Genomic DNA, 12,661 nt, shown 5'->3' with positions numbered 1-12,661 from the left:
ATAATTATTATTTTAGGTTGTATAAGCTGGTTTATGCCGAACCAATAATATGGTTACGGAACTAATAAATGAAATTGCAGCAATGAGCAGAAAGAGAATGGAGGAAGATGCTGTATAATCAAGAAAACGTCCAATAATAGGCTCGCCCAGGGCAGCAAATAAATAGGCAGCAGTATTCATCACTCCAATGCCTGTTCCTGCATTCTCATTGCCAAGTAAATCAGGACATAAGGGCCAGAAATTGGATTGTGGGCCATATACAAAAAACCCAGCCAGTAAAAACAAGCCGGCTATCCAGCCAGTCTCTGTGATGGGCATACTAAAAATCAACAGACAAACCAGTGCACAACTGAACATACCCAGACTAATGGTCCAGACCCGGTTGCCGTAAAAGAACCGGTCTGAAATAAACCCGAAACTAAAGGCCCCGATGGCCATCCCGATTGGTAATAAGAGACTGATCCAAACCAGTTCGGGTTGCGCTTTATAGGAATCGCCCAATACATAAATGGGTAACCAGAATAGTAGTCCATATCGCGCCATACTTTGAAACCCGATAGATAAACAGGCCAGCATAAAAGATCTGTTGCGTAAAACGATCCTATAGCGGGCTTTCCAGCTTAAAACCGGACTATCCTCTTTGCTTAGATCTACCTCTTTTTCTTCCAGCCCTTTATCACGCGGATGGTTAATCGAAAAAAAAGCATACACAATCAATGAAACAAAAAGAAATGTCACCGGCCATCGAAAAAGTGATCGCCAATCATTACCGTGCACCAGCAGGATGGATAAAAAATAAGTAAGTACTGAGGATGATGCAGCTGCCATGGTGTACAATCCAAATACGAATCCGTGTTTATGACGGGGCCACCAGTTGACAAGGATTCTTCCTCCGGGTGCCCAAGCCATAGATTGAAAATAGCCGTTTAGAGCCCAGAGGATTAGGATAAGGGTATAACTGGAAGAAAAACTGATTAGCAAATTGACAGCAACAGATAGCAGGCCACCTGTTACCACCATATGCCGGGGACTCCAGCGATCTGCCAGATTCCCATTGATAAATTGGCCAACTGCATAACCAATCAACATGCTGAAACTGATCCAGCCAATTTTTTCATAGGCAATTCCCAAATCGGTTGCCAATAACTTCGATGCCCAACCGAAATTATGCCGACCCGTATAAAAGAACAGGTAACATAACATAGTTAAGGCAAGCATGCGCAATTGGTACCTGATTTTCTTTTCCATGGCAATTATAATCGGATCCCCACGCGCAGTGGTTTATTTTTCACTGCAAATTGAAATGCCTGTTCCACCTCCTGAAGACTGAATTCTTTTGCAACAGCTTTTTCAAATGGATAACGGTACCAGTTTTCTTTCAAGAATGACAGCGCATTTCGGAAATCATCGTAATTATAGTTGTGCAAACCCTTTATGGTAAGTAGGTTACGGATTATTTTTTCGGGATTTACAGGTAAACATCTCGATTTAAAAACAGCTCCAACCCAAACAGCCATTCCTCCAATAGCAAGCGTCTCCAACCCAAGTTCCATTGCTTCCGGAGATCCGCTCATATCGAAAACGAGATCCACCGCTTTACGGGGCAGATCCGTTTTAATTTCCTGTACCAGCAGACTATAATCACCCCTGCTATTGTATAATTTATCCACTCCGAAATGAAGAGAATCTTCCAGCCGCTCAATAGAAATATCCACTGCCCCAATCCATTCCGCACCAGCTTTCCGACACATGGCAGCACAGGTTATTCCCAGATGCCCCATTCCTGTAATAAGCACTGATTTACCTTTTATATTACCCGCCATACGTAAGGCTCCTGCAACGGTGGCCACCGAACAGTTTATGGTTGCAGCAACAGGCAGTGGCATGCCTTCCGGAATCCGTAGAATGCCCGTATTCGCTTTTAGTATACAATATTCAGCAAGTCCCCCATGAAAGGCATCTCCATCTTGCACCAATGCATGTCCATATTTAAAAAGTTCGTTTCCTTTTTGTGGAATCCCTGCAATTGAATTCGGAGAATCTGGGTTACTCGAAAATATCGACCAGGTGATGATATCGCCCACGGTTAAATTGTCTCCATTGAGATCAAGTGCCGGATGTGCAGGATCGATGGCCTGGATTACCCCTACTATTTCATGTCCCAATACAGTTGGACAGGTTTCCTGCCGTAGTCCGCAATAAGTGTGCAAATCACTGCCACATAAAGTTGTATATAGATTTCGGATCAACAGCTCAGCGGGTTGTAAGGGGGGTACAGCATGTCTGGCTAATTCCAGTTCCTGTCCCGTACCATGAAAAATAGCCAGTTGTCCCAGAAGCCCTGTAGTAGGTTGATTCATACAAATTGCAATCGATGGTTAAGTTTTCCTTTAGTGAAATTATATTTCCTGAGGATAAATTTAGTCTGCAAACCATTATCAAAATATTAATTCAATGAAATTATTTTTCCTCACAGGAAATTTTTCTGCTTAGATTAGTGGAATGGAAGAGGATAAAATGGAAACAGATCAACTGTCTTATTATAAAATCGGCGGGCTGATTCGTCAATACCGTAAGGAGCGGGATTTAAAACTATTGGATTTATCGACCCTGACAGGAATTAAATCTGCACTTCTTTCGAAGATTGAAAATGGAAGAATGTTACCAACCATCCCTACCTTATTTACCATTATCCAGAAATTGGGTATCCAGCCGGAAGTATTTTTTGCGCAATTGAATGCTGATAAAAAATTTCCCGGTTATCTGTTTTTACCAAAAGAAACCTATACTTCCTACGAAAAGGAAGAGGGAGCAACCGGATTTCACTATTTTTCGATACTGGAACATTCCGCCGAAGGTGGTGCCTTTCAGATTTCGCTGTTGCAATTGGATCCCGGCGCTGCCCGCCCACAGGTAACAACAGCCGCATTTGAATTTATTTATGTATTAAATGGCCAACTTAAATACCAGCTTGAAGACAAACAATTTGATATGAAAACCGGTGATTCTATTTTCTTCGACGGTAATATAGCCCATGTACCGCTGAATGAATCCGGTGCTCCGGTGCAATTATTGGTATTGTATTTATTCAATGAAAATCTTCGGTAAATCCTTGCAAGTTTATGTCAACAACCTTTTCCCGCCGGAACTTCCTTTCTACCAGTCTGATGGCTGGTATAGCACTCTCGATTCCCGATGCAGCCAGAGCAGCTACTGAATCACTTCGGTCATTTGTACGAATTGGGTTAATTACAGATCTTCATCAGGACATCATGCATGATGGGTCACAACGCCTCTATTCCTTTCTTGCCAGCATGAAAAAACAGGCGCCTGATGCGCTTTTTCAATTGGGCGATTTCGCTTATCCGGCTGAAAAAAATAAAGGGGTTATTGAAGCATTTCGCAATGCGCATGACTATACCTATCATGTGATCGGTAATCATGATACAGATTCAGGACATACCAAAGAGCAATGCCTGCAGGTTTGGGATATGCCTGCCCGTTACTATTCAGCTGAAATAAAAGGAATCCGTTTTATTGTATTGGATGGAAACGATACCGGATCGCCCACGCATAAGGGTGGATATCCTGCCTTTATAAATCAGGAGCAAAGCAACTGGCTGGATGAGGAGCTGAAAAAATCCAGTCAGCCGGCGATTATAGTTTCACATCAGCCATTAGCCGGACCAATGGCAGTAGACAATTCGAAAGATATTCAGGCTATCCTCAGCCGGCATAAAGAAAGGGTACTGCTATCCATCAATGGCCACACCCATATTGATGGTGTTTATTATGAAGATGGCATGCCCTATGTTCATATCAATTCAGCCTCCTATTTCTGGGTGGGGGGAGATTTTAAACATGAAAGCTATGATACGGATATTCACCTGCAGTACCCCTGAATTGCGAGTACCTGTCCATATGAATCAGCCTTGTTTACGATGCTTGGAATAGACCCCACTAATTATCAGATTCGAATCGATGGAAAAAAGAGTCGCTGGAAAGGCCCCTCTCCCGCAGAATTGGGATTCTCCAAAAAATACGGCATTGATTTAGGTGATGCCATCTCACCAACTATTAGTAAAAGAAAATTTAAACGGGAAACGAGTTAACTTCTTTCAAACCAGATTCGTCTGGCTCTCCCGACTGAAATGTAGAATCCTTTTATTGAACCATTCTTATTCCGAATGAAACGGATCGTTGATTCGGAGCTTTCAAATCCATCTTTATACGTGGGGTTATGAATGAGTGGTGCATTGGGTTCTTTAATGAATTGCAGGTTGGTTTCGCCTGCTTTTAATTTAATTATAGTATTGGCTTCCTCACTTTCATACATCCCTTCGTATTGTTTCAATTGCGAAGGGTTCAGAACTGCAGGAGGTTCCTTAAAAAACTGCACCGTATCAACAGGCGGACCGGTAACTGAACGAATCAATCCGTTTTTCAGGAACAGGATTTTATACCCGTTTGCATAAAGGCTACGATCGGAGCCCTGAAGTATTGGATTTTTACCTGGCAGAATCAGCATACTATCCGTTGCTTGTATGAAAATTGCTTCATCCGAACGGCTATCCCGATACCAGCCTTCCAACTTTTTTTGTTCTTGTGGCACTGCTTTGAAAACTGGTAAAGGAGAAGGTTTGGGCGATGATGTTGGTGGAATAAACAGTGCTGCAATTTTTTCTGCTATTTGTCCGGGTGAAAACCCACTGGTATTGGATAAAATCGCAATTGACAATCGCTGTTGTGGAAAATAATCCAGATTCGCCCGATACCCGGCAGTAGCACCACTGTGTGTCACGAGGTGCTCACCATTAAATCGGGTGATGCGCAATCCCGCTGCATAGGGATGACTGGTTCCATTTCTAAACTGTCCCAGTTTCAATTGATGATTCAGCAAGGCAGGTCCGCCTAATTTACCCGCATGCATAAACGCAGCCCATTTTACCAGATCGGAAGGAGTCGTTAATAGCCCGCCGTTTCCATGTGCATCTTCAAATGGCATGGAAGTTTTGAGCAACATGGGCGTCTGCTGATACGCAATAGCCCGGTTCTTTACAATTTGCCGGTAATCATTGCGCCAACTGGTATGTGACATGCCAGCCGGAATAAAGATCCGCTGTTTGCAAAAAGCAGCAAAACTGGTTTTGGCAACCCGCTCTACAATAATGGCCATCAGGTTATAATTGCTGTTGCTGTAGATGTATTCGGTTCCTGGTGGATTATTCAGCGCTTTCTGCCGGCAGATAATCTGCAGAGCATGTGCATTGGTATGTGCTCTCGAACCCCGCCCCCAGCCTTCCACTTCGGCAACGGAGCCCCAATCACGCAGCCCACTTTGGTGATGGATGAGGTCGTAAATGGTAATGACTGATTCATAATTGGGTAGTTCCGGAATATATTTACGGACATCCTCCATCACATTCAGTTTACCATCCTGTTCAAGTAATAAAATAGCAGCAGCCGTAAACTGTTTCGAAACCGAACCGGCTTCAAAAATGGTGGAGGTATCATTGGCAATACCATGTTCCAGATCGGCAGAACCTACGGCAGTAGCATACAATAACTGACCGTTTCGGCTAATCGCTACCGATACCCCCGGAAGATTGGGATGGGTCCAGGGCTGGAGGATGACGTTAATTTTCCGGATGGTGTCAGAAAAGTTAGATTGAGCTATTAATTGTATTGGCAAAAAAACTAATAGAAGCAGCAATTTCATGGAATAAATCTACAACATCTGAATTGAACATAAACAGGTCCTGAATGCTTCATTTTTTCGGCATTTTTGCGCTTTTACCGGCGTTAATTTATATTTTGATACTATAACAAAATCACATGGCCTTTAGCTCGCTTCTACTAATTGCAATTATTTCTGTCATTTTTCTCTTCATTCTGCTTGTTTCAGTTAAACCTCTTCTATTTTCAAAGAATAGAATTATAGTTATTCTTTCATGCTTATTTTTAGCAGGAATAATTGTATTTGCATTCTCCGGAATTCAGAAATTAAGTCGTGATCTTGGGAGAATTATTAAAAATACCGGCCCCAAATCACCTGAAACCATTTATTCAATTTTATTTGAAAACCCAATAGAAAATTGCGTAACCACTATAAATTTAAAAGATCAGGTACTGCCAATTATTGATTGTTGCATCTGGATGGAAATCAAGCTATGCCCTGAAGAATTGGAACGAATTTTAAAAATTAAAAAATATGAGGCTTCCATTTACAGCAATGCAGATTCAGTAAATTTCAACAACTCATTTACCGAAAAACCTGCCTGGTGGAAACCTCAGAACATTGGAGATTCTTTTTTAAAATTCACATTCAGAAAAGATCAAAACCACGTACAAACAATATTTTCAGGTAAAGATAGTACGCATATTTTTATCTGCGATCTGGCAAACTAGTGCGGAATTTCTTCCACCAACACCACTTTTCCTGATTTGGAAAAATAGGTGCAGGTCATCTTATCCATTGCTATTTTCCATTTATCAATACCGAAATTGGCACACATTTTTATGAAGGTCAGAAAATCCGTTTTACCCTGCTGATGTGCGAATAGTTCAGCTTTAAATTGCTCCAGGCTGGGCATATCAGCAATCTCCATCGCCTCATATTTGGCCGGAACCTTTGCAGTTAAGTTATCCGCGCCAAAAAGATCTATATGTCCGTCTGTTACATACGTTGTATAATGAGTAACACCCATTGCCTTGATCTCTTTGATATAGGATGGAAAGTCGGCACCGGATTTTACTTTGGAATGGGCTGTTTTGATTTGTTCTAAGGTAAACATGTAGTATTTTTTTAGATTGATAAATGAAAGCAGAGCAAAGATCTATCATCCACCCAGGCTGGAATTGTAAAAAATCGTTTTTCTGAAAACAGCAACTGCCGCCCAAGACCATCAGTCGGGGCGGCAGTTAATGGTAAATTCCTTCTTTCCTATAACTTCCAGTCCAGATCAAAAAATCCGGTCAGCTTTAAATGCTTCGCACCTTCTTTCAGCATGTCGAAACTAAAAATCATATAATCCGGGAAACCACTGGCACCCGCAAAATACTGGTTGGCATAAGCTGCCTGATTCCCTTTCATTCCCGTTCCGGTTAACACCGCTACAGAAGCTTTGGATGAATTTTTTAAGGGCCATACGAAATAGGTAGCCAGATCCTCACCTTCCCAACGCTGATTGCCTGCAGTTATCAGATCCCGCTCCACCTGAATCGGACAATCTGCCAACAATAAAGGCCAGGCTGCATTGGTTGTTTTATTTCCAATCAGGATCACACCACGGTCATTGTATTTTTCTAATGAATATTCTTTATCAGTAATAATATCAACGGCACCATTTCCACGGTAATACCAGGTTTCTGCATCATAGCGGGCTTTGTTCCAGTTCCAGGCTGTTTCTTCTTTATTGCCTATCGTTCCTACAACATAAACCATCCGGTGGTTAAACGCTTCTTTCAAAGTTCCATAGCGGTGCGGACCTTTTTGATCAGCTGTTGGAGCTGTACCTTTCTGCCAGCCTCCTGCAGCTTTCTGAATTACCAGCTTTTCGTTTGGTGTGGCTACAATATGTTTTACAGTAGCCATACTGTCCAGTTTGATTTCAACCGTACTGCCTACAGAGAAATCGGACAGATCAAGTTCAAGCAGGTGAATATTTTTTGTGTTTCCTTCAATCAGGCCTTTTGAACGATTTCGATTCAATTGCATCCGGCTGTATTCCAGAATCTCCTGTTGCTGCAGGATGCTGGCCCAACGGGAACTGGCCGATATACCCGGATGTGCAGTAGTGAAATCAATGCTGCTCACACTGCTGTCCGGTAGGCGCTGATGCCACTGAAAATAATCGAAAAGCGGCTTCCAATCCACACTGTGATCACCAAACCAATGACTGCCCCCCGGATATTCATAATGGACAAAATCAGGCTGAAATCCGCCCAGAATTTCCCGCATCTGGCGCGCATATCGTACCGGAACTGTTCGGTCATCATCGCCATGAAAAATATATACTCCATGGTGTTTGTAATTGGTTGCCAGTTTGATTACATCACTCTGATTGCTGGAACGCAACAACCTTTGTTCAAATAAATTACCGCTGGAATCGGGAATTAATCCGTCTGCTGATCCATAACCTTTCATAGTTGGGTATCCGGCGCATGGTGCAATAGCAGCCCATTTATCGGGATAAGTGGCACCAAGGAACCAGGTTCCATGTCCGCCCATGGAGTGCCCTGTCAGATAAATTTTGGACGGATCGGGCCGAAAACGTGCTTTCGCTATATTCAACACTTCCATCGCATCCAACCGTCCCCAGTCCTCCCAATTAAATCCACGCGGACGGCGATTGGTTGCTGCAACCAGGGTCCCCCAGTCTTTCGACTTGTAGGCCCTTGCCTGGCTGATGGCTTCCACTCCGGCTCCGTGTACAGAAAGAAATAAGGCGTTTTTCCCCGGCTCCCAATAGCTACCCGGTGTTTGCGGACGAACAGAATAATATTGCAGACTGCCATCCATTTCACTGGTAAATGTGCTGCTATATGCTTCACCCGGGCCCATCACTTCCATAGGAAAAGATCGCTGATCAATGATGGATTTGCCCTGCAACAAATTAAGTGTTCCGGTATAGGTGCCTTTTGTTGTCAGCGTAGTTCCATCCAGTACAAAAGCAACTTTTCGGCTACTCATGGCAGGTATATCAGGCAATACAGTTTCCTGACTGTTTCCACCTACAATTGCCTGAATCCGCAGTCCCTTCAATGGCTTGTTTTCGGTATTTACTACTACAACAGCCCCTTCCTGCTTGCCGGTTTGAACACCCGGAACAATATGCGGAAGAGTCATATCTTCTCCCTGCAATTGAACCGGTTTAGAAGGAAACAAAAGGCTTGCTATAGCGGAAGATCCTCTTAAATAAAATTCATTTAATCCTTTCCCCAGTTGAACAGGTATATACAGGAATCCCATATTATAAGGATCACCCGTATGCATTTCACCATTGATCAGCACACTGCTATTTCCTTTCACAGACAATATTGCAGTTTGTGCTTTGGGTGATTGATAACTTAAATAAATAATCCGGCTTCCCCAGGACAAACCGCCCCTGGTGGCACCGGCTCGCACACCCGGGCCAGCAGGTGCTCCTCCCAATGCGCGCCCCCGTTTTGGTCTTAATCTGCCTGTACTATCCAAATCCATTGATTCCCATATAATCGGTTGTCCGTTTTCGTTAGTGCCAGCAGTTAATCCTTCTTTAGGCGCCGCCAAGGCTTTACTGAAATAGAGGTAGGCCAGTTCATCACTATATACCGCTTCTCTGCCATACCGCGATGGAAAAGGAGCAATCAATCCATTCGTGAAAAAATGTGATGATTTGATGTGATTGAAAGAAGCTGGATCTTCTTGTGTTTGTGCAAAAAGGTGCTGTGTTCCTACAATAGTAGAAACAGCCAATAGAATGGTAAAAAATTTCACGAGCCTTATTTTTAAAACGAGAAAGAATGTTTCGCCTTCAATTTAGTTAATTCTGCTTCAAAAGGCTCTCCTTACAAGATAAGCTGGTTAATTTTGAATCAGTTTTTGCAGCATTACATGAAATTATCCGCATCGCGATAGGCCTTAATCAATGCCAGCTCGCCTTCTTTTCCTGCGCCAACTTTACCATGCTCCATACCTAAAATTCCTTTGTACCCTTTGGAATGGATATGTTTGAAAATATTGCGGTAATTCATTTCACCGGTACCTGGTTCATTCCTCCCCGGATTATCCCCAATCTGGAAATAGGGTGTCTCCGACCAGGTACGATCAATATTTTTAATAATATCTCCTTCATTCCGCTGCATATGGTACATATCGAACAAAAACTTACAGGCCGGACTGTTAACAGCCCTGCAGATCATGTAGGTCTGATTGGTATATCGAAGGAATAAATCGGGATTATCACTCAGCGCTTCCAGTACCATCGATAATCCATGGGGAGCCAGAATATCAGATGCAATGCGCAATGCATCAATTACATTGGCTGTTTGCATATCAAGCGAAAGACTACGATCATAATTCCCCGGAACCACCGTCATCCATTTGGCTCCGCAGCGTTTGGCTACCTCAATTGCTTCCAAACAATCTTTTTTCATCCGGTCGATATGCTCTTTTTTGCCGGTTGTCAGGGAGGTTTTCCAATGCCAACTGTCCGATGTTATAACAAAAACCCCCATCCGCATTCCCAGTTTGGCCAGTGTTTCACCAATTTTTTTCTGTTGATCTACGGTCCGGCTCATCATTCCATTGTCCTCAATGGAGCGGAAACCCATACTATGCCCGAATTTGATCTGCTCAATAAAATCCTTGCCGGCATGATTGGCAAACATGCCATCATGAAAGGCATAATCCAGGTTAAATGGTGTTGAATTAAGAGTGCTGGTATCGGTTTTTGAACCACCGGCGGCGAGGGCTCCGGAACCGGTTAAAACACCACCTGCGAGAGCCGATCCGGCCAATAAAGACTGTCGAACAAAATTTCTTCTTTGCATGGAAAACAATTTGATGACTAAATTTACCGGAATCCCGATCAAAAAAAACCAAATTGATTCAAAAGTTAATTTTTTCCCTGCTCCTGTTAATCGTTGGGTATCACAGCTATGCTCAACCGAAACGATTTGAGTACGTAGAAAATAAGATGGCATCGCCCTTTACCATTATTCTCTATCATGAAGATAGCAGTAAGGCCAATCGACTGGCAAGAGAAAGTTTTCTGCTGGTTGACAGTCTGGCTGCCATTTTCACTGATTATGAGGACAGCAGTGAGTTGAATAAATTCTGCGCCACGGCTTCTTTTACTGCGGAATATACCCCGCTTTCCGCCCCTTTATTTGACATCCTGCTCAAAAGCAAACAAGCCTGGCAGATCAGCAAAGGAAGTTTTGATATCTCCATTGGTCGCTTGACCAAACTTTGGCGGCAGGCAAGAAAAACAGATCAATGGCCTGCTGCTGACAGCGTAAAGAAAGCTACTGATCAAACCGGGATGAAATACCTGCTGCTGGATCCCAAAACCCAAAGCGGACGATTACTCAAACCCGGTATCCAGCTTGATTTAGGAGGAATTGCCCAAGGGTATATAGGCGATCAGGTAATGCGTTTTCTTCAATCACAGGGCATCACAACCGCCCTTTTGGATGTAAGTGGCGATATTATTGCCCGCGGACATCCACCTGGTAAGAAAGGCTGGGTGGTAGCTATCAATACCCCTCATCACGAAGAAGAATGGTTACACGAACATTTATATCTGCAGGATCATTCGGTTACTACATCCGGCGATCTTTATCAGTATTTTGAACACGAAGGCAAGCGATATTCACATATAATCAATCCTAAAACAGGATATGGAATTACCACCAGAAAATCAGTAACTGTGATTGCAAAAGATGCAGTGGTGGCGGATTGGCTGACTAAAGCCGTTAGTTTGTTATCGCACAAAAAGGCAAAAAAACTGGCAAAAAAACTGGGTGCAGAATTCCTTGTTGCGGAAATTGAAATGGATGAGCTGAGTTTTCGGCATTCAAAAGGATTTACCAATTTTATGAAAACGTTTGCGTCAGAAGAAGAAGCACATTAACCGTAGATTTGATAGCTTAGCCTTTTTAGAACAACATGAAACTATTCCAATTAACCATCCTGCTGCTTGGTACAAGTACCCTGTCTTTAGCTCAGGAAACCAAGTCAGACTTTTCCGCTTACAAACAATCCATACCCGGCTCCCCACTTGAACTGGCCATGGTTCCGATTCCTGCCGGTAGTTTTACCATGGGTAGTCCTGAGGCCGAAAAAAACAGAAAACCCGATGAAGGTCCGCAGCAAAAAGTTCAGCTATCCGCATTTTGGATGTCAAGTTTTGAATTAAGCAGGGATATTTTCGATGTCTATTTCAAAGATGCCAATACAACACAGAATTCCAAGGTAGATGCCGTTACCAGGCCAAGTGCCCAGTACATCGATCTTACCTGGGGAATGGGCAAGGAAGGTGGCTTTCCGGTCAATTCCATGTCGCAGCATACTGCCCTCATGTTTTGCCGCTGGCTCTATGATAAAACCGGTGTATTTTATCGATTGCCAACTGAAGCAGAATGGGAATACGCCTGTAAAGCCGGATCAACTACAGCCTATTATTATGGCGATGATCCCAAACAACTAGGAGACTATGCCTGGTATAAAGCAAACAGTAAAAACAAGTTCCAGAAAAGCGGACAAAAAAAACCCAATGCATGGGGGCTTTATGATATGTTGGGGAATGTGAGTGAATGGACACTGGATCATTACCAGGAAAACCGGCTGGCTGAACTTACCGGTGAACCAAAAGATCCGAGGGTAGCGGTAAACCCGGTTAAATATCCAAAAGTTTTAAAAGGTGGCGGTTATATAGATGAAGAGGCCACACTTCGTTGCTCCAATCGCCAGAAATCGGATCCTTCCTGGAATAAGCGGGATCCGCAGATTCCGAAAAGCAAATGGTGGCTGACCGATGCCGCTTCTGTGGGCATTCGCGTGGTTCGTCCTCGGCACCAACCATCCAAAGAAGAGGCCGATGCCTTTTTCAAGGAAATATTAGGCAACTAATAGATAAAATTTTAGCATAAAAAGCAAATTAAACCAACTACTTTC

At 43.2% G+C, this 12,661-nt stretch carries 12 protein-coding genes; 6 read left to right on the top strand and 6 right to left on the bottom strand.

The annotated features are described in order from the left end of the window. Nucleotides 1-12: 12 nt before the first annotated feature. Both B2746_RS11880 and B2746_RS11875 read right to left on the bottom strand, forming a co-directional pair. Nucleotides 13-1,248: an MFS transporter gene (locus tag B2746_RS11880; RefSeq protein ID WP_290793968.1), complete on the bottom strand. Its 1,236-nt coding sequence runs from the start codon at nucleotides 1,246-1,248 to the stop codon at nucleotides 13-15. A 5-nt stretch (nucleotides 1,249-1,253) separates the two neighbouring features. Further along, a complete protein-coding gene (locus B2746_RS11875) occupies nucleotides 1,254-2,360 on the bottom strand; it encodes a zinc-binding dehydrogenase (protein ID WP_290793965.1) in 1,107 nt (368 codons plus the stop codon). A gap of 142 nt (nucleotides 2,361-2,502) precedes the next feature. Here B2746_RS11875 and B2746_RS11870 point away from each other — a divergent pair, with 142 nt between their 5' ends. The 3 genes from B2746_RS11870 to B2746_RS11860 are packed head-to-tail and all read left to right on the top strand — an operon-like array spanning nucleotide 2,503 to nucleotide 4,112. Then, a complete protein-coding gene (locus tag B2746_RS11870; protein ID WP_290793962.1) occupies nucleotides 2,503-3,108 on the top strand; it encodes a helix-turn-helix domain-containing protein in 606 nt (201 codons plus the stop codon). A 14-nt stretch (nucleotides 3,109-3,122) separates the two neighbouring features. Continuing rightward, entirely contained in the window at nucleotides 3,123-3,902 is a 780-nt protein-coding gene (locus B2746_RS11865; protein WP_290793959.1) for a metallophosphoesterase family protein, read from the top strand. A gap of 39 nt (nucleotides 3,903-3,941) precedes the next feature. Then, entirely contained in the window at nucleotides 3,942-4,112 is a 171-nt protein-coding gene (locus B2746_RS11860; protein ID WP_290793956.1) for a hypothetical protein, read from the top strand. On the opposite strand, the gene B2746_RS11855 is transcribed toward B2746_RS11860, so the two are convergent. Next, nucleotides 4,109-5,719 (bottom strand): serine hydrolase domain-containing protein, encoded by a 1,611-nt coding sequence (locus B2746_RS11855; RefSeq protein WP_290793955.1) that lies wholly within the window; start codon nucleotides 5,717-5,719, stop codon nucleotides 4,109-4,111. The two genes, B2746_RS11860 and B2746_RS11855, sit on opposite strands and share 4 nt — an antisense overlap. Nucleotides 5,720-5,835: 116 nt before the next feature. Here B2746_RS11855 and B2746_RS11850 point away from each other — a divergent pair, with 116 nt between their 5' ends. Next, complete coding sequence (locus B2746_RS11850; protein WP_290793952.1) at nucleotides 5,836-6,408, top strand: hypothetical protein; 573 nt, start codon at nucleotides 5,836-5,838, stop codon at nucleotides 6,406-6,408. Here the strand turns inward: B2746_RS11850 and B2746_RS11845 are convergent. The 3 genes from B2746_RS11845 to B2746_RS11835 all read right to left on the bottom strand — a co-directional run bounded on the left by B2746_RS11845 (nucleotide 6,405) and on the right by B2746_RS11835 (nucleotide 10,533). After that, entirely contained in the window at nucleotides 6,405-6,794 is a 390-nt protein-coding gene (locus B2746_RS11845; RefSeq protein WP_290793949.1) for a DUF1398 domain-containing protein, read from the bottom strand. The two genes, B2746_RS11850 and B2746_RS11845, sit on opposite strands and share 4 nt — an antisense overlap. A 149-nt stretch (nucleotides 6,795-6,943) precedes the next feature. Continuing rightward, entirely contained in the window at nucleotides 6,944-9,478 is a 2,535-nt protein-coding gene (locus B2746_RS11840; RefSeq protein WP_290793946.1) for an alpha/beta hydrolase-fold protein, read from the bottom strand. A gap of 113 nt (nucleotides 9,479-9,591) precedes the next feature. Further along, nucleotides 9,592-10,533, bottom strand: coding sequence for a hydroxypyruvate isomerase family protein (locus B2746_RS11835; RefSeq protein ID WP_290793943.1), 942 nt, complete (start codon nucleotides 10,531-10,533; stop codon nucleotides 9,592-9,594). Between the two features lie 53 nt (nucleotides 10,534-10,586). Between B2746_RS11835 and B2746_RS11830 the strand changes: the two genes are divergently transcribed. Together B2746_RS11830 and B2746_RS11825 are read left to right on the top strand one after the other, a co-directional pair. After that, the gene (locus B2746_RS11830; RefSeq protein WP_290793940.1) at nucleotides 10,587-11,618 is read left to right on the top strand and encodes an FAD:protein FMN transferase; all 1,032 of its coding nucleotides are present in this window, start codon (nucleotides 10,587-10,589) and stop codon (nucleotides 11,616-11,618) included. A gap of 35 nt (nucleotides 11,619-11,653) precedes the next feature. After that, nucleotides 11,654-12,616, top strand: coding sequence for a formylglycine-generating enzyme family protein (locus B2746_RS11825; RefSeq protein ID WP_290793937.1), 963 nt, complete (start codon nucleotides 11,654-11,656; stop codon nucleotides 12,614-12,616). Nucleotides 12,617-12,661: the final 45 nt, after the last annotated feature.

It is taken from the genome of Flavihumibacter sp. UBA7668 (assembly GCF_002483205.1).
Lineage (GTDB): Bacteria > Bacteroidota > Bacteroidia > Chitinophagales > Chitinophagaceae > Flavihumibacter.
The sequence above is the reverse complement of the archived record's forward strand: the minus strand, read 5'-3'. Positions and strand labels throughout refer to the sequence as shown.

Coding starts and splice junctions, on each gene's coding strand:
- B2746_RS11880 (WP_290793968.1), bottom strand. CDS start 1,248: ATGGAAAAGAAAATCAGGTACCAATTGCGCATGCTTGCCTTAACTATG.
- B2746_RS11860 (WP_290793956.1), top strand. CDS start 3,942: ATGCTTGGAATAGACCCCACTAATTATCAGATTCGAATCGATGGAAAA.
- B2746_RS11850 (WP_290793952.1), top strand. CDS start 5,836: ATGGCCTTTAGCTCGCTTCTACTAATTGCAATTATTTCTGTCATTTTT.
- B2746_RS11865 (WP_290793959.1), top strand. CDS start 3,123: ATGTCAACAACCTTTTCCCGCCGGAACTTCCTTTCTACCAGTCTGATG.
- B2746_RS11855 (WP_290793955.1), bottom strand. CDS start 5,719: ATGAAATTGCTGCTTCTATTAGTTTTTTTGCCAATACAATTAATAGCT.
- B2746_RS11845 (WP_290793949.1), bottom strand. CDS start 6,794: ATGTTTACCTTAGAACAAATCAAAACAGCCCATTCCAAAGTAAAATCC.
- B2746_RS11835 (WP_290793943.1), bottom strand. CDS start 10,533: ATGCAAAGAAGAAATTTTGTTCGACAGTCTTTATTGGCCGGATCGGCT.
- B2746_RS11870 (WP_290793962.1), top strand. CDS start 2,503: ATGGAAGAGGATAAAATGGAAACAGATCAACTGTCTTATTATAAAATC.
- B2746_RS11825 (WP_290793937.1), top strand. CDS start 11,654: ATGAAACTATTCCAATTAACCATCCTGCTGCTTGGTACAAGTACCCTG.
- B2746_RS11875 (WP_290793965.1), bottom strand. CDS start 2,360: ATGAATCAACCTACTACAGGGCTTCTGGGACAACTGGCTATTTTTCAT.